The 24,384-nt window shown below is 70.7% G+C and carries 19 protein-coding genes; 12 read left to right on the top strand and 7 right to left on the bottom strand.

Translation table 11 applies throughout. The annotated features are described in order from the left end of the window. Window positions 1–67: 67 nt before the first annotated feature. Complete coding sequence (hrpB, locus tag AB0436_RS00885) at window positions 68–2,596, bottom strand: ATP-dependent helicase HrpB (protein WP_366465489.1); 2,529 nt, start codon at window positions 2,594–2,596, stop codon at window positions 68–70. A 4-nt stretch (window positions 2,597–2,600) separates the two neighbouring features. Beyond that, a complete protein-coding gene (locus AB0436_RS00880; protein ID WP_366465488.1) occupies window positions 2,601–3,416 on the bottom strand; it encodes a class I SAM-dependent methyltransferase in 816 nt (271 codons plus the stop codon). A gap of 376 nt (window positions 3,417–3,792) precedes the next feature. Between AB0436_RS00880 and rpsA the strand changes: the two genes are divergently transcribed. The 5 genes from rpsA to AB0436_RS00855 all read left to right on the top strand — a co-directional run bounded on the left by rpsA (window position 3,793) and on the right by AB0436_RS00855 (window position 8,303). Then, window positions 3,793–5,304 carry a 30S ribosomal protein S1 gene (gene rpsA, locus AB0436_RS00875; RefSeq protein ID WP_365855639.1) on the top strand — a complete coding sequence of 504 codons (1,512 nt, stop codon included), beginning with the start codon at window positions 3,793–3,795 and terminating at the stop codon, window positions 5,302–5,304. Window positions 5,305–5,483: 179 nt separating this feature from the next. Further along, a complete protein-coding gene (locus AB0436_RS00870) occupies window positions 5,484–6,422 on the top strand; it encodes a PAC2 family protein (RefSeq protein ID WP_366465487.1) in 939 nt (312 codons plus the stop codon). 61 nt (window positions 6,423–6,483) lie between these two features. Further along, window positions 6,484–7,131, top strand: a complete 648-nt coding sequence (gene coaE, locus AB0436_RS00865; RefSeq protein WP_366465486.1) for a dephospho-CoA kinase — start codon at window positions 6,484–6,486, stop codon at window positions 7,129–7,131. A 25-nt stretch (window positions 7,132–7,156) separates the two neighbouring features. Continuing rightward, window positions 7,157–7,576 (top strand): tetratricopeptide repeat protein, encoded by a 420-nt coding sequence (locus tag AB0436_RS00860; RefSeq protein WP_366465485.1) that lies wholly within the window; start codon window positions 7,157–7,159, stop codon window positions 7,574–7,576. Between the two features lie 49 nt (window positions 7,577–7,625). Continuing rightward, complete coding sequence (locus AB0436_RS00855; protein ID WP_366465484.1) at window positions 7,626–8,303, top strand: class I SAM-dependent methyltransferase; 678 nt, start codon at window positions 7,626–7,628, stop codon at window positions 8,301–8,303. A 29-nt stretch (window positions 8,304–8,332) separates the two neighbouring features. Here the strand turns inward: AB0436_RS00855 and AB0436_RS00850 are convergent, their stop codons facing one another. Then, window positions 8,333–8,668, bottom strand: coding sequence for a hypothetical protein (locus AB0436_RS00850; RefSeq protein ID WP_366465483.1), 336 nt, complete (start codon window positions 8,666–8,668; stop codon window positions 8,333–8,335). A gap of 289 nt (window positions 8,669–8,957) precedes the next feature. On the opposite strand from AB0436_RS00850, the gene AB0436_RS00845 reads away from it, so the two are divergent. The 4 genes from AB0436_RS00845 to AB0436_RS00830 all read left to right on the top strand — a co-directional run bounded on the left by AB0436_RS00845 (window position 8,958) and on the right by AB0436_RS00830 (window position 15,363). Continuing rightward, window positions 8,958–10,430 (top strand): carboxylesterase family protein, encoded by a 1,473-nt coding sequence (locus tag AB0436_RS00845; protein ID WP_366465482.1) that lies wholly within the window; start codon window positions 8,958–8,960, stop codon window positions 10,428–10,430. Window positions 10,431–10,613: 183 nt separating this feature from the next. Further along, window positions 10,614–13,433 carry a DEAD/DEAH box helicase gene (locus AB0436_RS00840; protein ID WP_366465481.1) on the top strand — a complete coding sequence of 940 codons (2,820 nt, stop codon included), beginning with the start codon at window positions 10,614–10,616 and terminating at the stop codon, window positions 13,431–13,433. Next, entirely contained in the window at window positions 13,430–14,596 is a 1,167-nt protein-coding gene (locus AB0436_RS00835) for an SWIM zinc finger family protein (RefSeq protein WP_366465480.1), read from the top strand. Before AB0436_RS00840 ends, AB0436_RS00835 begins: the two co-directional genes overlap by 4 nt. Window positions 14,597–14,724: 128 nt before the next feature. Further along, complete coding sequence (locus tag AB0436_RS00830; RefSeq protein WP_366465479.1) at window positions 14,725–15,363, top strand: uridine kinase; 639 nt, start codon at window positions 14,725–14,727, stop codon at window positions 15,361–15,363. A gap of 82 nt (window positions 15,364–15,445) precedes the next feature. Here the strand turns inward: AB0436_RS00830 and AB0436_RS00825 are convergent, their stop codons facing one another. The 4 genes from AB0436_RS00825 to AB0436_RS00810 form a co-directional block, all read right to left on the bottom strand. Further along, window positions 15,446–16,345 (bottom strand): sugar kinase, encoded by a 900-nt coding sequence (locus AB0436_RS00825; protein WP_366465478.1) that lies wholly within the window; start codon window positions 16,343–16,345, stop codon window positions 15,446–15,448. Beyond that, a complete protein-coding gene (locus tag AB0436_RS00820) occupies window positions 16,342–17,250 on the bottom strand; it encodes a pseudouridine-5'-phosphate glycosidase (RefSeq protein ID WP_366465477.1) in 909 nt (302 codons plus the stop codon). Before AB0436_RS00820 ends, AB0436_RS00825 begins: the two co-directional genes overlap by 4 nt. 78 nt (window positions 17,251–17,328) lie before the next feature. Further along, complete coding sequence (locus AB0436_RS00815) at window positions 17,329–18,777, bottom strand: WGR domain-containing protein (RefSeq protein ID WP_366465475.1); 1,449 nt, start codon at window positions 18,775–18,777, stop codon at window positions 17,329–17,331. A 147-nt stretch (window positions 18,778–18,924) separates the two neighbouring features. Next, window positions 18,925–19,470, bottom strand: coding sequence for a methylated-DNA--[protein]-cysteine S-methyltransferase (locus tag AB0436_RS00810; RefSeq protein ID WP_366465473.1), 546 nt, complete (start codon window positions 19,468–19,470; stop codon window positions 18,925–18,927). Window positions 19,471–19,555: 85 nt separating this feature from the next. Between AB0436_RS00810 and uvrB the strand changes: the two genes are divergently transcribed. The 3 genes from uvrB to AB0436_RS00795 all read left to right on the top strand — a co-directional run bounded on the left by uvrB (window position 19,556) and on the right by AB0436_RS00795 (window position 24,367). Beyond that, complete coding sequence (gene uvrB, locus AB0436_RS00805; RefSeq protein WP_366465472.1) at window positions 19,556–21,679, top strand: excinuclease ABC subunit UvrB; 2,124 nt, start codon at window positions 19,556–19,558, stop codon at window positions 21,677–21,679. A 143-nt stretch (window positions 21,680–21,822) separates the two neighbouring features. Further along, entirely contained in the window at window positions 21,823–22,389 is a 567-nt protein-coding gene (locus tag AB0436_RS00800) for a TerD family protein (protein ID WP_366466102.1), read from the top strand. Window positions 22,390–22,510: 121 nt separating this feature from the next. Continuing rightward, entirely contained in the window at window positions 22,511–24,367 is a 1,857-nt protein-coding gene (locus AB0436_RS00795; RefSeq protein ID WP_366465471.1) for a TerD family protein, read from the top strand. The last annotated feature ends 17 nt before the right edge of the window (window positions 24,368–24,384 follow it).

The raw sequence follows: 24,384 nt of genomic DNA, 5'->3' as shown, positions 1-24,384 counted from the left end.
GCGGCGGCAGCCCGCAGCCCTGCTCCACGCCCTAACGGCCGTAACAGCAGCTGCTCGGAGCCGCCCGCTACCGCCCGCGGTCCTGGCGCGCCTTCGTGTACCGCGTCGGCTGAGCCGCCGAAGGGTCCTCGGGCCACGGGTGGCGGGGGTACCGACCGCGCAGCTCGGCCCGCACCGACCGGTAACCGTCCCGCCAGAAGGACGCCAGATCGGCGGTGACGGCGGCCGGGCGCCCGGCCGGGGACAGCAGATGCACGAGCACCGGCACGCCCGCGACGGACGGGGTCTCGGCCAGGCCGAAGAGCTCCTGCAGCTTCACCGCGAGCACCGGCTGCGGACCGCTGTAGTCCAGCCTGATCCGCGACCCGCTGGGCACCTCGAACCGTTCGGGCGCCAACTCGTCCAGGCGTGAGGCCTCACCGGTCGCCCAGGGCAGCAGCCGGTTCAGCGCCTGCCCTGCCTCGATCCGCGCCAGGTCCGCCCTGCGCCGCGCCCGGGACAGTTCGGGCTCCAGCCACGCGTCGGCACCGGCGAGCAGCGCCGCGTCCGAGACGTCCGGCCAGCCGCCGCCCACTTCGCGGTGCAGGAAGCCCAGCCGCTGCCGCAGTTCCCGGGCGTGCGGCGTCCAGCGCAGCAGTCCGAGCCCTTCCCGCCGCAGCCCGTCCAGGATCGCCGCGCGGACGGCAGCGGGCGCCGGTTTCTTCAGTTGCCGCACGGCGAGTTCGACGGCGCCCAGCCGCTCCACCCGCCGGGCCAGCACATCGCCGTCCTCCCAGCGGACCTCGTCGGCCGAGCCGACCAGATGCCCGGCGGCGCATCGCGCCGTGTCCTCGTCGATGACCGCCGCCAGCCGCACCCGGGCGGATGCGGCCGTGGCGGGCCGGTCCGCGACCGCCACCGCCAGCCAGTCGGAGCCACGCAGCCGTGAGCCGGCCGCCGCCTCGGCGCCGGTCCCCGAAGCCATCAGGAACGCGCCGTCGCCCCGGGCACGGGCGACCCGTTCGGGGAACGCGAGAGCGGCGATCAGCCCGGCCGCGGCGTCGTCGCTCTGCCGCTCGCCGCTGCCCTCACCTCTCGCGGCGCGGCTTTCGATGCCCGAGGCGAGCCGCCGGGCCTCCCGGCGCCAGCGGGCCGCATAGGCGTCGCTTCCGGAGCGGGCGGTGCGCCAGGCCGCCGCCAGGTCGTCGCCGTACTCGCGGGGCGGCTCCTCGCTGAGCAGGGCGACCACCTCCGCCGCGCGGCGCGCGCCCAGTACGGGCGCGCCGTCGAGGAGCGCCCGTGCCAGCCGCGGATGGACACCGAGCCGGGCCATCCGCACCCCGCGGCCGGTGGCCCGGCCGTCCGCGCCCACCGCGCCGATCGCGGCCAGTACCGCACGCGCCGCCCCCATCGCCCCGGCCGGCGGCGGGTCCAGCAGGCCCAGACCGGCGGCCGACGGGTCTCCCCAGCAGGCGGCCTGCAGTGCGAAGGCCGCCAGGTCGGCGACCTTGATCTCGGGTGCCGGAAAGGGGGTGAGCCGATGGTCCTCGGCCTCCGTCCAGCACCGGTACACGGCGCCGGGCGCCTCCCGCCCGGCCCGCCCGGCGCGCTGCCGTGAAGCGGCCTGTGAGGCGCGCACAGTGGTGAGCGCGCTCAGCCCGCGGGCATGGTCGGTGCGCGGCTCGCGGGCCAGGCCCGCATCGACGACCACCCGCACACCGGGCACGGTCAGCGAGGACTCCGCGACCGAGGTGGCAAGCACCACTCGCCGTTCCGCCGATCCGGCGAGCACCGCGTCCTGCACCGCGGCAGGCGCCCGGCCGTGCACCTGGAGGACCTCCGCGTCCAGACCGCTCAACTGCCCGGCGACCCTGCTGATCTCACCGACCCCGGGCAGGAAACACAGCACGTCACCGGTCCGTTCGGCCAGCGCCCGCCGGACGACCGACGCGACATGGCTGAGCAGCGCCGGATCCACTCTCATCCCGTGCGGCGGACGCACCGGCCGGGGCGGCGGCGCCCACACCGTCTCCACCGGGTACGCGACTCCGCTCGCCTCGACGACCGGTGCGTCGTCGAGCAGCCGTGACCACCCCTGGACGTCAGTCGTCGCCGACGCGGCGACCAGCCGCAGCTCGGGCCGGAGCGCCGCCCGCACATCCAGCAGGAACGCTGCCACGGTGTCCGCGTCGAGGTGCCGCTCATGGCACTCGTCGAGGATCACCACGTCGACGCCGGGCAGCTCCTGATCACGTTGGAGGCGCTGCAGCAGGACTCCGGTGGTGACGACCTCCACCACGGTCTCGGGTCCCACCACGCGCTCTCCGCGCACCGAGAAACCCACCCGGCCGCCGGGTTTATCGCCGATCAGCCAGGCCATCCTGCGGGCCGCGGCCCTGGCGGCGATCCTGCGCGGTTCGGCGACGACCACGCCGCGCAGCGGGCGGCGCCCGGCCGTATCCCCGGCCAGGCCCGCGAGCACCAGCGGCACCAGGGTGGTCTTCCCGGTGCCCGGCGGGGCGCACAGTACGGCCGTGCCGTGCTCGTCGAGCGCCTGCTCGAGTGCGGGCACGGCGGTACGGACGGGAAGCACGTCGAGCGCGCCGGTGCGGATCACCCGTTCAGTCCCGTACGCAGAGGAAGATCGCCGACCCGGGGATCAGCATGCCCCGCAGCGGAGACCATCCGCCCCACTCGGAGGTGTTCCAGGCGGGCCACTGCGGTTCGACCAGATCCACCAGCCGGAAACCGCCGGCCACCACGTCGCGCACCCGGTCGCCGAGAGTGCGGTGGTGCTCGACGTACACCGCGTTCCCCTGCTCGTCCTGCTCGACATACGGCGTGCGGTCGAAGTAGGACGAGGTGACCGTGAGGCCCTCGGGCCCGGGCTCGTCGGGGAAGGCCCAGCGGATCGGATGGGTGACGGAGAAGACCCAGCGCCCGCCGGGCCGCAGTACCCGCCGGACCTCACGGAAGACCTTCACCGGGTCGGCCACGAAGGGCACCGCGCCGTAGGCGGAACAGGCAAGGTCGAAGGAGCCGTCCCGGAAGGGCAGGACCGACGCGTCGGCCGCCACCAGCGGTACCCCGGCCGCACCGTTCTCGCTGATGCGCAGGGCGTGCTGGAGCTGGCGGTGCGAGACGTCCAGGGCCACCGGGCGGGCGCCCTGGGCGGCCAGCCAGCGGGAGCACTGCGCGGCGCCCGCGCCGATCTCCAGCACGTCGAGCCCGGCCAGCTCCTCGGCCGGGCCGAGCAGCTCCGCCTCCACTTCGTCGAGCCCCTCGGGGCCCCAGACGAAGCGGTCGTCACCGAGGAACGAGCCGTGCTCGCTCTGGTACTCGTCGGCGTTGCGGTCCCACCAGCCACGATTGGCCCGGCTGCTCTCGGTGTCCCCGGCGGCACGACGTGTCGCTTCGGGCTCGTACTCTGTGGTCATCGTGCCTGTCTGTATCGTCGGGAGGGCGCGGCGGCGTATGTTGATGAGGCCGCCGCGGCCGATCTGGCCTCGTACGACTGAAATGGTGCCGGGATTGGGGTGATCTGCCCCGGGTGTGCGCCTTCGCGCATTGACCGTGTCCAGCCGTCCCCGTATGCTACAAGTTGCGCTGCGAGCCTGCGCTCCTCAGACCTAGCAGGCTGCGCTTGCATCTGTTGCATGTCCCCTCGGTTATCGAGGCGCCACCGACGTGTTCGGCAACGAACGCGGGACCGGATCGGCGCTTCCTAGGCTGTCCGGCGTCTGCAGAGGCGATACGGGCTCCCGGCGTAGCAGTACCTACGACTTCAATGTCCGTACCGGAGCCCTTTCCCACATGACGAGCAGCACCGAGACCACCGCCACCACGCCGCAGGTTGCGGTCAACGACATCGGCGACGCGGACGCGTTCCTCGCGGCGATCGACGAGACGATCAAGTACTTCAACGACGGCGACATCGTTGACGGCGTCATCGTCAAGGTTGACCGGGACGAGGTTCTCCTCGACATCGGTTACAAGACCGAAGGCGTCATCCCGAGCCGCGAGCTGTCGATCAAGCACGACGTCGACCCGAACGAGGTCGTCAAGGTCGGCGACGAGATCGAGGCCCTGGTCCTCCAGAAGGAGGACAAGGAAGGCCGCCTGATCCTCTCGAAGAAGCGCGCTCAGTACGAGCGTGCCTGGGGCACCATCGAGAAGATCAAGGAAGAAGACGGCATCGTCACCGGTACCGTCATCGAGGTCGTCAAGGGTGGTCTCATCCTCGACATCGGCCTCCGTGGCTTCCTCCCGGCGTCCCTCGTCGAGATGCGTCGCGTCCGCGACCTCCAGCCCTACGTGGGCAAGGAGCTCGAGGCCAAGATCATCGAGCTGGACAAGAACCGCAACAACGTGGTCCTGTCCCGCCGTGCCTGGCTCGAGCAGACCCAGTCCGAGGTCCGCCAGACCTTCCTCACGACCCTGCAGAAGGGTCAGGTCCGCTCCGGCGTCGTCTCCTCGATCGTCAACTTCGGTGCGTTCGTGGACCTCGGCGGCGTCGACGGTCTCGTGCACGTCTCCGAGCTCTCCTGGAAGCACATCGACCACCCCTCCGAGGTTGTCGAGGTCGGCCAGGAAGTCACCGTCGAGGTCCTCGACGTCGACATGGACCGCGAGCGCGTCTCGCTGTCGCTCAAGGCGACGCAGGAAGACCCGTGGCAGCAGTTCGCCCGTACGCACCAGATCGGGCAGGTCGTTCCCGGTAAGGTCACCAAGCTCGTTCCGTTCGGTGCGTTCGTCCGTGTCGACGAGGGCATCGAGGGTCTGGTCCACATCTCCGAGCTGGCCGAGCGCCACGTGGAGATCCCGGAGCAGGTCGTCCAGGTCAACGACGAGATCTTCGTCAAGGTCATCGACATCGACCTCGAGCGCCGCCGCATCAGCCTCTCGCTGAAGCAGGCCAACGAGTCCTTCGGTGCCGACCCGGCCTCGGTCGAGTTCGACCCGACGCTGTACGGCATGGCCGCGTCGTACGACGACCAGGGCAACTACATCTACCCCGAGGGCTTCGACCCCGAGACCAACGACTGGCTCGAGGGCTTCGAGACCCAGCGCGAGGCGTGGGAGGGCCAGTACGCCGAGGCGCAGCAGCGCTTCGAGCAGCACCAGGCCCAGGTCATCAAGTCCCGCGAGGCCGACGAGGCCGCCGCTGCCGAGGGCGCTGCCGCCCCGGCTCCCGGCGCCGGCGCCGGTGCGGGTGCCTCCAGCGGTGGTTCGTACTCCTCGGAGTCGGACGACAACTCCGGCGCCCTGGCGTCGGACGAGGCGCTGGCAGCCCTGCGCGAGAAGCTGGCCGGTGGCCAGAGCTGACGCTCCGGTTCCCTGCTGGTGAACAGCTGACAGCAAGGCCCGCTCCCTTCCCGGGGGCGGGCCTTGCTCGTGCCCGGAGCGCCGCCGCCGAAGGCGATCCGCATCGCGCGCCATCACCGGGGGAATGCTCGCGTCCCACGGTGCGTTCTCCTCCATGAACACGAGGAGGAGCGGTAATCGTGCTTGATCCGCAGGATTTGTACGCATGGGAGCCGAAGGGCCTGGCAGTCGTCGACGTGGCACTGGCCCAGGAATCGGCCGGGCTTGTCATGCTCTACCACTTCGATGGGTACATCGACGCGGGCGAGACCGGCGATCAGATCGTCGAAGGCCTGCTGGACGCCCTGCCCAATCAGGTGGTGGCGCGGTTCGACCACGACCGGCTGGTGGACTACCGTGCGCGCCGCCCGCTGCTCACCTTCAAGCGTGACCAGTGGACGGACTACGAGACGCCGACGCTCGACGTGCGCCTGGTGCAGGACACCACCGGTGCGCCGTTCCTGCTGATGTCGGGGCCCGAGCCCGACGTCGAGTGGGAGCGTTTCGCCGCAGCCGTCGAGCAGATCGTCGAGCGGCTCGGCGTGCGCCTCTCGGTGAGCTTCCACGGAATCCCGATGGGCGTGCCGCACACCCGTCCGGTGGGCATCACCCCGCACGGCAACCGTATGGACCTGATGCCCGGGCGCCGTTCGCCCTTCGACGAGGCCCAGGTGCCGGGCAGCGCCGAGTCGCTGGTCGAGTACCGGCTCGCCCAGAAGGGCCACGACGTGCTCGGTGTGTCCGCGCATGTCCCGCATTACGTCGCCCGTTCGTCGTATCCGGACGCCGCGCTGACCGCCCTCGAAGCGGTCACGGCGGCGACCGGGCTGGTGCTGCCCGGCGTGGCGCACTCCCTGCGTACGGAAGCCCAGCGCACGCAGGACGAGATCGAGCGCCAGATCAGCGAGGGCGATGAGGAACTGGTCTCCCTGGTCCAGGGGCTTGAGCACCAGTACGACGCCCTGGCCGGATCCGAGACCCGGGCCAATCTGGTCGCCGAGGCGGTCGAACTGCCGTCGGCCGACGAGATCGGCCGCGAGTTCGAGCGCTTCCTCGCCGAACGCGAGGGCGAGATCTGACGAAGGGAGCCGCCCGGCCCCGGGGAGACCGGTCCAACCGTTCGGCCCGTAGGCTCTCGGCATGCTGAAAGTGGGGTTGACCGGCGGAATCGGTGCCGGAAAGAGCGAAGTGTCCCGTCTGCTCGCTTCGTACGGAGCAGTGCTGGTCGACGCCGACCGTATCGCCCGCGAGGTGGTCGAGCCGGGTACTCCCGGCCTGGCCGCGGTCGTTGAGGCGTTCGGCGAGTCCGTCCTCACGGCGGACGGAACCCTGGACCGTCCCCGGCTCGGCTCGATCGTGTTCTCGGACGCGGACCGCCTGGCGGTTCTGAACGCGATCGTGCACCCACTCGTCCGGGACCGCTCGGCGGAGCTGGAGAGCCGGGCAACGGAGGACGCGGTCGTCGTCCACGACGTACCGCTGCTGACCGAGAACGGTCTCGCTCCGCTGTACGACCTGGTCGTCGTGGTGGACGCCACGCCCGAGACCCAGCTCGAGCGACTGGTACGGCTCCGCGGCATGCGGGAATCCGAGGCACGCGCCCGGATGGCCGCCCAGGCCACGCGGGAACAGCGCCGTGAGATCGCCGACGTACTGATCGACAACGACGGCCCGCTCGAAGCGCTCGAGCCGCAGGTCCGCAAGGTCTGGGCGGAACTGTCGGAGCGTGCGGTGCGCCGGGCGACCGGCAGCGGGAACGACCGGCCACCGGCCACTACGGAAGAGTGAGCAGCAAGGAAAGGAAAGACAGGCCATGTCGCAGAGCACCCCCGAGACCCACGTCATCGACTACCGCGCGGCGGAACAACTGCTGACGGCACGTGACCCGCGAGGCGCGATCAAGCTTCTCGACGAGGTCATCGCGGTCCACCCGGAGAACACCGCGGCCCGTCTGCTGCGCGCCCGCGCCTTCTTCCTGGCCGCTCAGCTGCGCCCGGCCGAGCTGGAGTTCCAACTGGTGCTGGAACGCGAACCGGACAACGCCTTCGCCCACTTCGCACTGGCCCGCACTTTTCAGCGGGCCGGCCGCCCGGATCAGGCCAGGCGCCACTTCCGGCTCGCCGCGGCGCTCGACCCCAAGCCGGAGTACCTCGAAGCGGCCCGCTTCGACGCGGGCCGGCAGGGCGACGCCGACCAGCCCGGACCGGCCGACGAACCCGATCCGCAGGACTGACGGGGACGGCGGCCAGGGCGCGTTCGTTCTGCCCTGCGTGAGCGTTCGGATGCGTGCAGGGTATGCGGGGACAGGGCCCGGAGCCAGGACACCCGACGGTTGCTCCGTCGAGCTGTACAAGCGGCTGCCGGTCGGCGATGAACCGGATGTGATCGAGGCGGCGGTGCCCGCCGGCGCGTCCGTCCTCGAACTGGGCAGCGGAGCGGGCCGGGTGACCCGGCCGCTGCTCGCCCGCGGCTTCACCGTGACGGCGGTCGACGAGTCGCCCGGGATGCTGGAGCACATCCAGGGCGCCCGCACCGTCTGCAGCCCCATCGAGGTCCTCGATCTCGGCGAGACCTTCGACGTGGTGCTGCTGGCGTCGTTTCTGGTGCACTCCGGCGACCCGCAGGTCCGCCGCGGCCTGCTGAGCACCTGCCGACGGCATGTCGGGGACGACGGCTGTGTGCTGATCCAGCGTGAGGGCCTGGACTGGCACAGCGACGTGCCCCGGACACGGGACAACGGCGCCGGAACCGTGCGGATCGTGTCGGCGACGCCCGTCGGTGACGGGGTCGACTCCATGCTCTGCGAGTACACCTACCCGGACGCCACCTGGACGCAGACCTTCCTGTCGCGCCCACTGACCCGGCCGGAGTTCGAGAACCACCTGCTTGCAGCGGGGCTCGCCGTCGACACCTACCTGACGGAGGACGAGACCTGGGTCCGGGCGCTGCCCGTCCGGTGAGTTCGGCGCCGGACAGCCGTGACGGCGCGTCAGTGGACCAGCGAATAACTGCGCCACACCCCCAGCGGAGGCGTCACCCGGATGCTCAGCGTCGTGGCGTTGTACGACGTGGGTTTGCCGGTACAGGCGCGGCCCGGGTACAGCACCATGTCGATCAGGGTGTGATTGTGCACGGTCTTGGCGCCCCCGCGAAGCAGTGGGTGACACCCGGTGACTTTCGGGCTGTGGACGGTGACCGTCTGGTCGGTGGGCGTGACGTACGTGATCGGGCCGACGGCGGTGCGGCCGAGGCCGGAGCATCCGGCGACAGTGAGGGACAGGAGCAGTGCCCCGGCGATGGCGCCGAGACGCCGGTGAACGGACATGGGCGGCCCCGTCTCTGCGGAGAGTCACTGGTGGTGGCAACTCTGCCGGGCGCGGGGCCGCACGGCATCCGCTGTTCCGCCGCACGGGGGACGGCCGTGCGGCGAACCCTCGGTTGCCGTCCCTCGGCTGCGGCCTTTCCGCGAAGCGACAGGTCCGGGATCTTTACGGGGAGGTCCGCCGCACGGTACGAGGGGGAGTAGCCGAAGCGGTGGCTGCGACGACCCGATGGGATCCGAATTGAACACAGAAGCGAAGACAGAGAGCCGCAACCGGACGGAACCGGTATGCATGACGCGCCAAGGGGCGGTCCGGGGGCGGATGAGCGGCCTCGGGGTGGCGTCCTTTCTCGGCATCCCGTTCGCGGCGGCTCCGTTCGGCCCGCGCCGGTTCCGGGCGCCGGAGCCGCCCACGCCGTGGGTCGGCGTACGGGAGGCGCATGCCTACGGCGCGACCGCGCCGAAGGCTCCGTACGCCCCGCCGTTCGACGCCCTGATCCCCGAGGATCTCGACCAGGACGGCGAGAACTGCCTGAACCTGAACGTCTGGACACCGCAGCCGGGTCCCAACGGCGGCCTGCCGGTGCTGGTGTGGCTGCACGGTGGGGCTTTCTCCAACGGCTCGGGTTCGGCGTCGGCCTACCACGGCGGTGCCTTCGCGCGTGACGGGGTGGTCTGTGTGACGGTCAACTACCGCTTGGGGGTGGACGGTTTTCTGCACATCGACGGCGTGCCGGACAACCGTGGGCTGCTCGACCAGATCGCGGCTCTGAAGTGGGTGCGGGAGAACATCGCGTCCTTCGGCGGTGACCCGGACCGGGTGACGGTGTTCGGGGAGTCGGCCGGAGCGATGAGCATCGGAGCACTGCTGGGAATGGAGGAGGCCCGCGGGCTGTTCCGCCGGGCGGCTCTGCAGAGCGGGGCGGCGCATCACTTCCTGCGGCCCGCTTCGGCCGCGCTGATCACGGAGCGACTCGCCGGGAACCTCGGCATCGCACCGACTGCGGAGGCCTTCGCCGCCGTACCGCTCGCCGAGCTGCTGCCCGCGCAGGGGAAGCTGCGCGCCGAGGTCGGCAGCCGGCCGGATCCCGCCCTGTGGGGGGAAGCGGCGCTCAACATGATGCCGTTCGAACCGGTACTCCCGGAGCTCACGCTGCCCGGCCCGGACTGCGGTGTCGACCTGCTGGTGGGCAGCAACCGGGAGGAGAACCGGCTGTTCATGGTTCCCACCGAACGGATGGACACCATCACCGAAGAGCGGCTGCGGCTGGTCGTGGCTGGTTACGGCCTGGACCCGGACACCGCGCTCGCGGTGTATCGGACCGATCGGCCCGGGGCGACGCCCGGCGAACTGTTCGACGCGGTGGTGACCGACTGGTTCTACCGGATTCCCGCGCTCCGCCTCGCCGAGGCCGTCCCCGGTTCGCATGTGTACGAATTCGCCTGGCGCTCCCCGCAGTACGGCGGAAGGCTCGGCGCCTGCCATGCTTCCGAGCTGGGCTTCGTCTTCGACAACCTGGCAGACCCGTCGTACGCCCCGATGCTGGGGGACCACCCGCCGCAGCCGCTCGCGGATGCGATGCACGGCGCGTGGGTGGCTTTCGCGACGACGGGGGACCCCGGCTGGGCGGCATACGACGGGGCGGGCACGGCGACCCGGGGCGCTGTGGCTCCGAGCCGTACCACCATGGTCTTCGGCGAGCAGACAGCCGCGGAGCCGGATCCGCGGCCGGCGGAGCGCGCCCTGTGGAGCGGGGTGCGCTGAGCGTCACGGGCGGCCCCGCGCAACGGCGACGCGCACTGTCAGCAACTGATCATCGGGGCCCCGGCCTGCGGTGCTTCCCCTGGTCGATGCCCGTTGTCGGACCCCCCGCCTAGACTCGCAGACAGATCAGAACCAGGGCGGGGCCGGGGTGCGGAAGCGGGGTGCGGAAGACAGGTGAGCGGGGTGTCGGGGGCAGCGCAGGACAGCGGGGCCGGTTCGGCGACGGCTGCTGTTCTCGGCCGCAGAGCCGCCGTGTTTCTGCCTGCCGCGCTGCCACGGGACGGCCGGTTCGCCTTCTGGGACCCGGCGGGCGAGGGAACGGGGCCTGACGAGCTCATGGTCGTGCGGCAGCAGGGCGTCGCGGCCCGCCGCCGCTCCGTCCCTGCCGTACTCATGCCCGTGGCGGAAGCGCTGCCGCTGCTGATCGCCGCCCGGCATTCCCCGGTGGCGCACCCCGCCGCCCGTTGCTGGGGCGCGGCCGCGCTGCACGCCCTGCAGCTGGTCGCTCGAGGACGGCTGCTCCCCGGGCTGACCGCCGATGACCATGACGCCTGGCGGGCCGGGCCGCTGGACGCCGAGGACATCGCGCACCTGCGGGCCGTCGCCGCAGCCATGCCGCCCGAGGCCCATGCCACGCCGCTGCCCGGCCGCACGCCCATCGAGCTGCCCCAGCCCGAGGCGCTGCTGCGCGCGTTCCTCGATGCAGTCGCCGATAGCCTGCCCCGCACCCCGGCCGCGGCACATGCGGTGGGCGCCCCCTACGCGGCCCTGGCGGCGCAGCATCTGTCGGGGCTGCGCGAGTGGAGCATGGAGGTGGCAGCGGGATCGGACGCCGGCGTGCAGGTCTCCCTGCGCCTCGACTTTTCCGGATACGACCTCTTCGACCACTCCGAGGACCCCGAGTCAGCGGAGCGGCGGGCCGGTGCTGCCGTCGTTCAGGTGCACAGCCTCGCCGACCCGACCCTGGTCATCGACGCCGGCCGGCTCTGGGCCGGCGAGGGCGACGAGCACTTCGGTCCCCGGGTGCGGGTCGACGCGGTGCTCGCCCTGCGGCGTGCGGCGCGGATCTGGCCGCCCCTGGCAGGGCTGCTCGAGCAGCCGGTGCCCGACGTGCTGCCACTCTCCGAGGAGGAGCTGTACGAGCTGCTCGGGCCGGCGGCTCCCCGGCTCGGCGCAGCCGGGGTGGCCGTGCACTGGCCGCGCGACATGGTCCGGTCCCTGACCGCCACCGCCGTGGTGCGGCCCGCGCCGGGCTCGGCGACCGACGGCACCCCGTTCTTCGACGCGGACGAACTCTTCTCCTTCAGTTGGCAACTCGCCCTCGGCGACGACCGGCTGACCGACGCCGAGATGGACACCCTGGCCGAAGCGCACCGCCCGATCGTGCGGCTGCGCGACCAGTGGGTGGTGGTCGACCCCGACCTCGTACGCAAGGCGCGCAAGCGGGAGCTGGGGCTGCTGGAGCCGGTGGACGCGCTGTCCGTCGCGCTCACCGGCAGCGCCGAGGTGGACGGCGTGACGGTCGAAGCCGTACCGGTCGGCGCGCTCGCCGCGCTGCACACCCGGCTGACCACCGAGGCCGCCGCACCGCCCCAGCCGCCGGGGCTGGACGCCACTCTGCGGGACTACCAGCTGCGCGGTCTCGGCTGGCTCGATCTCATGACCTCGCTGGGGCTCGGCGGCTGCCTCGCCGACGACATGGGACTGGGCAAGACGATCACCCTGATCGCCCTCCATCTGCACCGGGCCCGCAGTGAACCGACCCTCGTGGTGTGCCCCGCCTCGCTTCTGGGCAACTGGCAGCGGGAGATCACCCGCTTCGCACCGGGTGTGCCGGTCCGCCGCTTCCACGGCACGGACCGCGCCCTCCCGGGCAGGGACGGCGGTTTCGTCCTCACCACTTACGGAACGATGCGCACCAGCGCAACCGAACTGGCCACCCAGCCCTGGGGCATGGTCGTGGCCGACGAGGCCCAGCACATCAAGAACCCGAACGCGGCGACGGCGAAGGCCCTGCGCACCATCCCCGCACCGGCCCGCGTCGCACTCACCGGCACCCCGGTCGAGAACAACCTGTCCGAGCTGTGGGCGCTGCTCGACTGGACGACACCGGGACTGCTCGGCCCGCTGAAGACGTTCCGGGCACGCCACGCCAGGATCGTCGAGAACGGCGAGGAGGACGGTGCGGTGGAGCGCCTGGCCCATCTGGTCCGGCCGTTCCTGCTCCGCAGGAAGAAGTCCGATCCCGGTATCGCGCCGGAACTGCCGCCGAAGACGGAAACCGACCATCCGGTCTCACTCACCCGGGAACAGGCCTCCCTCTACCAGGCCGTGGTCCGCGAATCCATGGCGGTGATCGAGGCCGACGAAGGCATCGGCCGGCGCGCCCAGATCATGAAACTGCTCACCGCGCTCAAACAGATCTGCAACCATCCCGCGCAGTATCTGAAGGAGGGGCCCAGCCGTCTCGCCGGACGCTCCGGCAAGCTGGCCCTGCTCGACGAACTCCTCGACACGATTCTCTCGGAGGGCGGCTCGGTACTGGTCTTCACCCAGTACGTCGCAATGGCCCGTCTGCTGTCGGAGCACCTCACGGCGCGCGGTATCGCGTCGCAGCTGCTGCACGGCGGCACACCGGTGGCCCGGCGCGAGGAGATGGTCGACGGGTTCCAGTCCGGCCGGTCCCCGGTCTTCCTGCTCTCCTTGAAGGCCGCAGGCACCGGCCTGAACCTCACGCGGGCCGGCCACGTCATCCACTACGACCGCTGGTGGAACCCGGCCGTGGAGGAACAGGCCACCGACCGGGCCTACCGCATCGGCCAGACCCAGCCTGTGCAGGTCCACCGGCTGATCGCGGAAGGCACGGTCGAGGACCGGATCGCCGAGATGCTCGCGGCCAAGCGTGCGCTGGCCGACGCGGTGCTCGGCTCGGGCGAGAGCGCGCTCACCGAACTGGACGACGCGGCCCTCGCCGACCTGGTGTCACTGCGGAGGCCGTCATGAGCAGCTGGTGGGGAAACGCCTGGGTGGCCGCCCTGGAAGCCCTCTCGCTGGATGCCGGACGCCTCGACCGGGGCCGGAAGTACGCCGACGCCGGCCACGTCGCCGCGGTGAACGTCGCCCCGGGCCGCATCCTGGCGTACGTGCACGGCAGCAGGCCGCGCCCCTACCGGTCGGAGTTGCGGCTGCGGACCCTCTCCGACAGCGACTGGGACCAATTCCTGGACGCGGCGGCCGCCCAGCCGGGCCACATCGCCGCCCTGCTCGACAAGGACATGCCGCACTCGCTGGTCGACGCGGCGGCCGATGCGGGCGTCGCTCTGCTTCCGGCCCCCGGCGACCTCACGCCGTCCTGTTCCTGCCCCGACAGCGGCTACCCCTGCAAGCACGCGGCCGCCCTCTGCTACGAAACGGCGAAGCTGCTCGACGCCGACCCGTTCGTCCTGCTGCTGATCCGCGGCAGAAGCGAGCGGGAACTCCTCGACGAACTCGCCAGGCGCAACGCGGCCCAGTCCGCCCGTGAACAGCCCACAGCGGCGCCCATCCGAGGTATCCCCGCCAGAGAAGCACTCACCTCCCGCCCCCTGCCGCCGTTGCCTGCACCCCTGCCGGTCGGACCGCACCCCGGGCAGCCACCGGCCTACCCGGAAGCGCCCGGCGCCCCGGCCGCGCTCTCCCTGGACCAGCTCGCCACCGAGGCCGCCGCCCGAGCGCACGCGCTGCTCACCACCGGCATCGACCCCGTCAGCGGCCTCACCCCCTGGCAGGACGCGGTCAGGCTGGCCGCAGCCCGCCCCACCGCTGGACTGACCGCCACCACCCGCAAGGTGTACCGGGACCTCGCGGCGGCCACCGGCCGCACGCCCACCGAGCTGGCCCGGGCCGTCGCCGCCTGGCGGCAGGGCGGCATCCAGGGCCTGGCCGTACTGGAAGTGCCGTGGGACCCACCGGCCGGCCCCTTCGACCGGGCCCGTCCGGCGCTTGCCGCCGCCGGGCGTGTACGTTTCCAGCCCTGGCGCAACCATCTGACGGTCCCCGGCGGCGCGGTCCAGCTGCGCTTCGGCCAGGACGGCCGGTGGTACGCCTACGAATCCGACCCGGGCAGGGACGACTGGTGGCCCAGGGGTGCCCCGCACGCCGACCCGGTGGAGGCGCTGCGGCGTTAGCGGCCGGCACCGTGCGGGCAGTGAGGGGTCGGCACCCTGCAGGCAGGGCGGGCCGCTGCCTGCGGACGAGAAAACGGGCCCGCTCCATGGGTGCACACCGTCACCGTGCCTTCGGTGATGATGGAAAGGTGCGACTCGAAGCGATCTCCTGGGAGCGGCTGACCGACGCCCTCGCCCGGTGTGCGGAGGCTCTGAAGGCAGCGGACGGCGGCCCGTGGCCGAAGGTCGCGGTGGACGGCGCTCCTGCCGCGCCCACCGGCCGGCTTGCCGAGTCCGTCGCGGAGGAACTCCGGACGCGCGGCCGGTCCGTGCATGTGGTGAGCACCCAGGGCTTTCTGCGCCCGGCATCGCTTCGGTACGAGTACGGCAAGCAGGACCCGGACTCCTACTACGACAGCTGGTTCGACACCGGTGCGCTGTGGCGCGAAATCTTCGGGCCGCTGGAGGTGGGAGGCAGCGGGCGGGTGCTTCCCGATCTATGGGATCCGCTGACGGATCGCGCCACCCGCAGCCCGTACCGGCAACTGCCGGAAGGCACGGTTCTGATCGTCCACGGGCCACTGCTGCTGGGGCACTGGTTTCCCTTCGATCTGAGCGTGCACCTTCACCTGTCGCCGGGCGCCCTGCAACGCCGTACCGAGAAGGACGAGCAGTGGATGCTGCCCGCTTTCCGGCGGTACGAGGACGAGGCCGATCCGGTCGCGAGCGCGGATGTGGTGGTGCGGGCGGACCATCCGGAACATCTGGCCTGGAGTGGATCCGGTTAGGTTCGGTGGGACGCCGGACCCACCCGCAGGACGAGCGGCCCGCAGGACGAGCGGCCCGCAGGGCTGCCGAGTCATGTGGAGGTCAGGACGGCAGCGGGCGGCCCCCGAGCGATGCAACCGCTTGTGCCCCCATCCGGCAGCCCGCGACCGCGGCCGTCGTGTCGTCGGCCCCTGCCAGCCGGGCAGCGAGAAATCCCCCGGTGAAGGCGTCGCCCGCTCCCGTCGAGTCGACCGCACGTACCTCGACCGGCGGGATACGCGCGGTCACTGCCCCGGACGCCGCGAGTAATGCACCCCGAGCGCCCATGGTGACGGCGACCAACGCGGCGTGGCGGCTCAGTTTCGCCGCCGCGTCAGCCGGCTCCGGCAGGTCGGTGAGCAGCCTGGCCTCCTCCTCGTTGGGCAGCAGCACATCCACGCCTTCCGTCAGGGACAGGAACCGGTCCACGCCGACTGCGGTGATGAACCCGCTCGATGCCGGGTCCACACTCACCGGGATGCCCCGCGTGTGCGCGTCCCTCAGGGCCGGCAGGACGGCCCCGCGGCTTGCTTCGGCGAAGAACAGGTATCCGGAAACGTGGAGGTGTGCGACCCCGTCGAGGAAGTCCGGCGACCAGTCGTCGGCCGACAACCGCAGGGCCGCTCCGCTGTCGGTGAGGAAGGTCCGCTCGGCCGCGGAGTCGACAAGGGCGACGACCGTCGCCGTCGGTGTCAGATCGTCGACGACCAGCCGGGTGCGCACGCCGGCACCGCGCAGGTGGCTCTCGTGCCAGGCCGCCGACTCTGCTCCGACCCGTGCCAGGAGCCGAACGTCCTGCAGCCCGGCGTGCACTGCCCAGCAGGCGACATTGGCACCGGCCCCACCCGGCAGACTTCGGATCTCGGCCTCCGTGTCCGTTCCGGGCGCGAGCGGAGCCCGGTGCCGGGCCACGATGTCGGTGACCACATCACCGATGACCAGCAGCGCACCCGGCCCGGTCACATCGCCGCCGCGATCCGCGCCGCCAGCTGCACATTGCCTCGCACCGCCGCCAAGTTGGCCTCCAGCGACGCTCCTTCCGTCCGTCGCATCAGATACTCGAGCAGGAACGGGGTCACCGCCTGCCCGGTGATCCCGCGTGCCCGGCTCGCGTCGAGGGCCTCCTCCAGAACGAGGTCGTGCAGGGCGGGGTCCAGCTGCTCCGACTCGGGCACCGGGTTCACCACGATCAGTGCGGCATCGGGGCCACCGAGCGCATCCTGCGCCCGGATCGCGGCGACCACGTCTTCGGGCGTCTGTACCGTCCAGTCGACCGGCTCTCCCGAACTGCTGAGATAGAACCCGGGGAAGACCGCCGTTCGGTATCCCACGATCCCGACGCCGAGCGTCTCCAGTCGCTGGAGCGTCGCGGGCACGTCCAGGATCGACTTCACCCCGGCGCACACCACCGCGATCCGGACCCGGGCCAGCACCCGCAGGTCCGCCGATTCGTCCTGCGTCTCCGTCCAGCCGCGGTGTACGCCGCCGAGCCCGCCCGTGGCGAAGACCCTGATCCCGGCCCTGGTGGCCAGCAGCGCCGTGGCGGAGACGGTAGTTGCCCCGCTCGCCCCTGCCGCACAGGCCGGGGCCAGATCGCGATGTCCCAGCTTGCGCATCCGGTCGTCACGTGCGACGCGTTCCAACTCGGCTTTGTCCAGGCCGATGCGGGCCCTTCCGTCGAGCACGGCGATGGTTGCCGGGACAGCGCCCGCATCCCGTACCAGCTCCTCCAGTTCCTCGGCGACGTGCAGGTTGCGCGGGCGTGGCAGTCCGTGGGAGATGATCGTCGACTCCAGAGCGACGACGGGACGGCGCCGGTCCAGAGCTTCCCGTACCTCGTCGGACAGCAGCAGCGTGGTATCGGACATGCCCCCATTCCTGGCACACCGCGCCCCGTGCCAAACGTCAGGTACGGCCACAGTCACAGCCGGGCCCGTGTCCGGCGACTACACCAGGCGCTTTATCTCGCCGCGCACCCGGTAGAAGCCACCGGGTGAGGAGTGCAGAGCATCCACCACATAGCGCGCCCCGGGCTGCCGTATCGACCGGGGGAACTGGACGTGCCAGGAAGGCTCATAGCCGTCCGAGACCACCTGCACCCGGAGTCGTCCGCCGGCCTGGACGCACTCCACCACGATCCCGGTCCCCGGGGCGGGCAGCGAACTGACGGTGGCCACGGTCGCCGTGGGGGTGTAGGTGGGGAGCGCGGCGGCCTGCTTCACGTCCATCGCGACCGGCACGTTTCCGCCCTGAGCCGCGGTGATCGCTGCCCCGCTCGCATCGATGCAGGACAGCGCGCCGTCGGTGGTGACGATGTACAGCCTCTCGTCGTGGTACTGCATGGAGAGCGCGGCGCCGCCGCCCGTCCCCAGCTTCCACAGCCGGGTGCCGTCCGCAGCGAAGCAGTAGACGGACGAGGCCAGGTCACCGGCGAAGACGTACTCCCCGTCGGCCGACGTGGCGCAGGAGTACACCGCTGCGTCGCACCGGTAGCTGGCCTCGCTGCGGCCGGTCGCCTTGGCGAGCCGCTCGACGATCTGCCGGCCGGTGCCCGCGTACACCGCGGTGTCCTCCTGCCAGCCGAACAACACATTGCCGAACGTTCTGGTGTGCCACAACTCCCCGCTGCCGTCCGCAGCGTAGGCGGTCACCCCGTCGGTGTGTCCGTGGTAGACCGCGTTTTCGTCGGCGCGCACCATCCAGGCGTTGTCGCCGTTGGACCGGCGTGACCACTGGAATTCGTCTTCGTGGTCGATGACCGTGAGACCACCGCTGCGGTCGGAGACGTTCAGCACGCCCTCATGGATGTCCAGCCAGAAGATGTCCACGTCCTCGGCAATCTCGTACGCGGCGTACGGGACTTTGGACGAAAGGTCGTACACCTTGCCGTCGTCACATCCCGCGTAGATCCAGAAGTCGTCGGCGACCAGGCACTTGACGCCGTCCGGCAACGAGAACCGGGCCAGCACCTCGCCGTCGTGGCCCAGCGTGTAGACATCGCCGCGCTGATTGCCCACCCAGCAGTGGTCCTCATCGATGTGGATGCCGAACGCCGACGCACCGGTGCGAAAACGCCAGATCACCGGCGCCGTTGCTCGAGCGGTCGAAGGCGCCGACGTGACCTGCCGTCGCGTCACCGCCCGGGCCGCGCGCTGCCCCCGCACCGCCGGTGCGTACCCCTTGCGCACCTTCTCGCCGACCTTCTTCGCCGCTGCGGCCTTCGCCTTGTCCGGCGTCGGGAACGATGACACCTGCCGCTGGCCGCCGGCACCGATGCGTCCGTACCGGACGGTGACCGTCGTCCCGTCGACGGTCACTTCGTAGAATTTGTGCGCCCCGCCGTCCTCCTGGGACAGCTCCAGATACGTGGTCTTTCCCGCCTGCCCAGCCGCCATGGCGCACCCCTCCCCACGGACCAGCCCGTGCGGCTGATCTTCAGTGATCCCAAGCTAGACGGGGCCACTGACAATCGGTCATGCGGGGAGCAGAAGCGCAGTTCAGAAGGGGTCCTGGAGCGGAACGACCGGGAGGTCACCAGGAGATCAGAAGAGAGGCTGCGGAAGCACTCCCTCCAATGCCAGCAACCGCCGCTTCGTCTCGAGGCCGCCGCCGAAGCCGCCCAGCCCGCCGTCGCTCTCCACGACCCGGTGGCACGGCACGACGATCGGCAGCGGATTCGCCCCCATCGCCGCGCCCACCGCCTGCGCCGCCCCCGGCTGCCTCACTCGGCTCGCCAGGTCGCCGTACCCCACCACGGAGCCATAGGGCACCCCGGTGGCCAGCTCGCGGAGCACCTGCCGGTTGAAGCCGGACGTCAGCGCCCAGTCGAGCGGCAGCGCGAATTCATGAAGCTCTCCCGCGAAGTAGGCCGCCAGCCGGCTGATGGGCTCGGCCAGCCGCGTGGATTCCGGCGCTTCGACGGGAGGCGCGCCGAAGCGGGCGGCCAGCTGTCGCAGAGCCTTCTCGCGCACTTCGGCATCCGCATGGAAGACGACCCGCACCAGCCCCTTGCCGGTCGCGGCGAGCAGCAGTGGCCCGATATCGCTGCCGACCGCTGCCCACTCGATGATCTGCCCGTCGCTGTCCACGACACCACCGTACGGCGGCTCACCGACAGTCTCGCGGGACCGGCACCGGGGGCCCATTGTCGGTGGTGGGTCGTACGGTGGTTGCATGCGGCCCGTTTCCAAGATCGAACGTACGGTGGCGCCCTTCGAGGTCGTCAGTCCCTATCAGCCCAGCGGTGACCAGCCGACGGCCATCGCCGAGCTGGAGAAACGCATTCGTGCAGGTGAGAAGGATGTCGTCCTGCTCGGAGCAACAGGCACCGGCAAATCGGCGACCACCGCTTGGATGATCGAGAAGCTTCAGCGGCCCACCCTGGTGATGGCCCCGAACAAGACGCTCGCCGCCCAGCTGGCGAACGAGTTCCGCGAGCTGCTCCCGAACAACGCCGTCGAGTACTTCGTCTCCTACTACGACTACTACCAGCCCGAGGCGTATGTACCGCAGTCGGACACCTACATCGAGAAGGACTCCTCCATCAACGAGGAGGTCGAGCGGCTGCGCCACTCGGCGACGAACTCGCTGCTGACCCGCCGCGACGTGGTCGTTGTCGCCTCGGTCTCCTGCATCTACGGCCTCGGTACGCCACAGGAATACGTCGACCGGATGGTGTCCCTGAAGGTCGGCGAGGAGGTCGACCGGGACGAGCTGCTGCGCCGATTCGTGGACATCCAGTACGCGCGCAATGACATGGCGTTCACCCGCGGCACCTTCCGGGTCCGCGGGGACACCATCGAGATTTTCCCGGTGTACGAGGAGCTCGCCGTCCGGATCGAGATGTTCGGCGACGAGATCGAGGCACTGTCCACCCTGCACCCGCTCACCGGCGAGATCATCAGCGAGGACCAGTCGCTCTATGTGTTCCCCGCCACCCACTACGTCGCGGGCCCGGAGCGGATGGAGAAGGCGGTCAACGGGATCGAGACGGAGCTTGAAGGCCGGCTCGCCGAGCTGGACAAGCAGGGCAAGATGCTGGAGTCCCAGCGACTGCGTATGCGAACCACCTATGACCTGGAGATGCTGCGCCAGATCGGCAGCTGTTCCGGTATTGAGAACTACTCGATGCACTTCGACGGCCGCGACCCCGGCACCGCGCCCAACACGCTCATCGACTACTTCCCTGAAGACTTCCTGCTGGTGCTCGATGAATCGCATGTCACGGTTCCACAGATCGGCGCGATGTACGAGGGAGACGCCTCCCGTAAGCGCACCCTCGTCGATCACGGATTCCGGCTCCCCTCCGCATTGGACAACAGGCCGCTGAAATGGGAGGAGTTCCAACAGCGGATCGGCCAGACCGTGTACCTTTCGGCCACCCCCGGCGCGTACGAGCTGTCCCGCGGTGACGGCTTCGTGGAGCAGATCATCCGGCCCACCGGGCTGGTGGATCCCGAGGTGGTCGTCAAGCCCACCGAGGGGCAGATCGACGATCTGGTGCACGAGATCCGCATGCGCACCGAGAAGGACGAGAGGATCCTGGTCACTACGCTCACCAAGAAGATGGCCGAGGACCTCACCGACTATTTCCTCAACCTGGGCATCCAGGTGCGGTATCTGCACAGCGACGTCGACACGCTCCGCCGAATCGAGCTGCTGCGCGAACTGCGGGCCGGTGAATACGACGTGCTGGTCGGCATCAACCTGCTCCGGGAAGGGCTCGACCTTCCCGAGGTGTCGTTGGTCGCCATTCTCGACGCGGACAAGGAAGGCTTCCTGCGGTCGGGGACATCGTTGATCCAGACGATCGGCCGTGCGGCCCGCAATGTCTCCGGACAGGTCCACATGTACGCCGACCGGATCACTCCGGCCATGGAGAAGGCCATCGAGGAGACCAACCGACGGCGGGAGAAGCAGGTCGCGTACAACAAGGAGCGCGGTCTGGACCCGCAACCCCTGCGGAAGAAGATCAATGACATCGTCGCGACGATCGCGCGCGAGGAGGTCGACACCGAGCAACTGCTCGGTACCGGTTACCGCCAGGCAAAGGACGGAAAGCCGGCCCGGACTCCGGTGCCTGCTCCGGGCGGTGCCGCGCGGAAGGGCGCGAAGGGGGCGAAGCCGGTTCTCACAGACCGGCCCGCAGCCGAACTCGCCGGGATCATCGAGGAGATGACTGAGCGGATGCGGGCGGCGGCGGCTGATCTGCAGTTCGAAGTGGCAGCGCGGTTGCGGGACGAAGTCGGTGAGCTGAAGAAGGAGTTGCGCCAGATGAAGGAGGCAGGGCTCGCCTGACCCCCTTGTTGCAACAACGAAACAAAACCGCCCGGGGCCTCCTTTGTCGTCTGCCCGATTGCGTAGGGTGCGGGTAAAACGTGGGGAAACAGGAGAAGGGACAGCGCGTGACGGCCAATTTTGCCAAGGGCCCTGGCGTCAACCTGACCAAGGGGCAGGCCATCAGCCTGCAGAAGAACGACGGGGGCACCCTGACCGCGGTGCGGATGGGACTCGGTTGGCAGGCGGCCCCGCGCCGCGGGCTCTTCGGGTCGCGCACGCGCGAGATCGACCTCGACGCATCAGCGGTGCTGTTCGCCGACAAGCAGCCGGTGGACGTGGTGTTCTTCCGCCACCTGGTCAGCGACGACGGCTCGGTGAAGCACACCGGCGACAATCTGGTCGGCGGCGCCGGCCAGGGCGGTGACGACGAGGCCATCCTGGTCGACCTCCAGCGTGTTCCGGTGCATATCGACCAGATCGTCTTCACGGTGAACTCCTTCACCGGCCAGACGTTCCAGGAGGTGCAGAACGCCTTCTGCCGCATCGTCGACGAGACCAACGGTGACGAGCTCGCCAGGTACACGCTGGACGGCGGCGGTCAGTTCACCGCCCAGATCATGGCCAAGGTCCACCGTGCGGGCGCCGGCTGGCAGATGACGGCTATCGGAAACCCGGCCAACGGCCGCACCTTTCAGGATCTGATGCCGGCCATCCTGCCGCACCTGTAGGCGCGCGCACCGGCAGCGATACCGACGAGCGGCTCCCGGCGGCATGCCGCCGGGAGCCGCAGCACATCGGCGAGCCCGCACCGCACCATCGGGACGGCAACACGACGAGGGGACACGGGCCATGACGGCCGAGCTGGTCCGGGGACAGAATCACCCCCTGCCCCGGACCCGACTGGAAATCCGGATATCGGCCGGGAAGCCGATCATGGCCGGGGCCACGCTCGCTGACGAGCAGGGACAGGTCACTTCCGGGGAATGGGTCGCGCATCCGGGGTCACCGCAGCTGCCCGGCCTCGAAGTGTCCCGGCAGGCTGCCGCCGATCATCGGCTGGCTGTGGATCTGGAGGCGCTGCCGGAGGGCGTCCACCGGGTCAACGTGCTGCTTGCCCTGCCCCTCGGCAGGGGCGGCCCTGCTTCGTTCGCCGCCTTGGCAGCGCCTTTCGTGGCCGTCACAGGACTGGACGGTGCGGAGGTCGCCAGCTACACGGTCACCGGCCTCGACACCGAGTCCGCGGTTGTCGCGATGGAGCTCTACCGCCGCCAGGGAGCCTGGAAGGTCCGCGCGGTCGGTCAGGGGTACGCCGGCGGGCTCGCCGACATGCTCGCCGACCAGGGAGTGGCACAGGCCGGTGAGCTCGCCCGGGTCATCGAGAACGCCGTGGCAAGCGGCTTGGCCCGTTCCGTGGCGGCGCCCCCGCCCCAGCGGCATCTCCCGGACGGCGGGACCGGCGGGTCCGTGACGCCGGACGGTGCGGGCTCGGTCGACTACGCGCACCCGCGTCGGCCGACGACCGCTCCGCCACCCCCGCCGCCCGCCGCGCCGCCCGCCCGACCGGAGCAGCCGGCTCAGCCGGTCGCCGGCGATGCCAACGGGTGGTCGATGGAAGAGCGTCTCTACAACCAGATCTGGGGCATGTTCGAGGACCTGGCCCGAACGGTCGCCGCGTACCGCAGCGCCGTCGACTTCGCGGAGTCACGGATGGAGCAGGAGCTCGACCGGGCTCTCGCTGACCCGCGCAGCCGGATCGGCTCCGCCGGGACCCGGGCCCGCGAACAGGCCCGGTCCAAGCGTGACCAGCTGATGGCGCAGGCGCACGGGGCGCTCGACCGTGACCTTGCCCAGCTCATGGCGGAGTCCCAGGTGGTCGAGGTGGCGCTGCCCCCGGCGTTTGCCCGATGGGACAACCCGGTGTGGCACCGCTACCGCGTTCCGATGGAAATCCCGATGGCGTTGCGGGTCGGAGACCTGTACCTTCCGGAACGGCCCGAGTTGTGCATTCCGATGCTGGTCCGGTTGCCGCTGGAGCGCGGCCTGTGGGTCGACAGCGGCCGCACCGCCGCGGACCCCGGCGCACTGCTGGACCCCGGACAGCTGCGCATGCGGGCCATGGATACCGCCGTGGCGCTCGCCGTCCGGCTGCTTGCGGTCTATCCGGCGGGCGAGTTCGCCGTCCATGTGATCGATCCGGCGGGTTCGGCTGCCGGTCCGCTCGCCCCGCTGGTCCGCTCCGGAGCCCTCGACGTGCCGCCGGTGCCCGGAGCGCCAGGGGTGGCCGCCGTGCTGGCCCGGCTCACCCGGCGGGTGGACCTGGTGCAGATGGCGGTGCGGGGAGGCGCGGCCGACTCTCTCCCGGCCGATCTGGACACCGCGGAGCAGTTGCTGATCGTGAACGACTTTCCGCACGGCTTCGACGACCGGGCGCTCACTCAGCTGCGTTATCTCGCGGACGAGGGTCCGTCCGTCGGCGTCCACTTGCTGTTGGTGGCAGACCGGGAGGACGCGATCGAGTACGGCCCGCTGCTCGATCCGCTGTGGCGTTCGCTGCTGCGTATCACTCCGACGCCGGACGATCACCTTGCCGACCCCTGGGTCGGCCATGCCTGGACCTATGAACCCTTGCTGACGCCGCCTGGCAGCCAGGTGCTGCAGCAGGTCCTCGGTCAGGTCGGGGAGGCTCGCCGGTCCTGGCTTCGCTGAACCAGCGCCGTCGGTGG

The organism is Streptomyces sp. NPDC051322 (genome assembly GCF_040689485.1).
GTDB lineage: Bacteria > Actinomycetota > Actinomycetes > Streptomycetales > Streptomycetaceae > Streptomyces.
Note: the sequence above shows the minus strand (reverse complement) of the source record. Positions and strands in the feature narration are given on the sequence as shown.

Coding starts and splice junctions, on each gene's coding strand:
- AB0436_RS00880 (WP_366465488.1), bottom strand. CDS start 3,416: ATGACCACAGAGTACGAGCCCGAAGCGACACGTCGTGCCGCCGGGGAC.
- rpsA (WP_365855639.1), top strand. CDS start 3,793: ATGACGAGCAGCACCGAGACCACCGCCACCACGCCGCAGGTTGCGGTC.
- coaE (WP_366465486.1), top strand. CDS start 6,484: ATGCTGAAAGTGGGGTTGACCGGCGGAATCGGTGCCGGAAAGAGCGAA.
- AB0436_RS00860 (WP_366465485.1), top strand. CDS start 7,157: ATGTCGCAGAGCACCCCCGAGACCCACGTCATCGACTACCGCGCGGCG.
- AB0436_RS00855 (WP_366465484.1), top strand. CDS start 7,626: ATGCGTGCAGGGTATGCGGGGACAGGGCCCGGAGCCAGGACACCCGAC.
- AB0436_RS00850 (WP_366465483.1), bottom strand. CDS start 8,668: ATGTCCGTTCACCGGCGTCTCGGCGCCATCGCCGGGGCACTGCTCCTG.
- AB0436_RS00845 (WP_366465482.1), top strand. CDS start 8,958: ATGACGCGCCAAGGGGCGGTCCGGGGGCGGATGAGCGGCCTCGGGGTG.
- AB0436_RS00835 (WP_366465480.1), top strand. CDS start 13,430: ATGAGCAGCTGGTGGGGAAACGCCTGGGTGGCCGCCCTGGAAGCCCTC.
- AB0436_RS00820 (WP_366465477.1), bottom strand. CDS start 17,250: ATGTCCGATACCACGCTGCTGCTGTCCGACGAGGTACGGGAAGCTCTG.
- AB0436_RS00815 (WP_366465475.1), bottom strand. CDS start 18,777: ATGGCGGCTGGGCAGGCGGGAAAGACCACGTATCTGGAGCTGTCCCAG.
- uvrB (WP_366465472.1), top strand. CDS start 19,556: ATGCGGCCCGTTTCCAAGATCGAACGTACGGTGGCGCCCTTCGAGGTC.
- AB0436_RS00795 (WP_366465471.1), top strand. CDS start 22,511: ATGACGGCCGAGCTGGTCCGGGGACAGAATCACCCCCTGCCCCGGACC.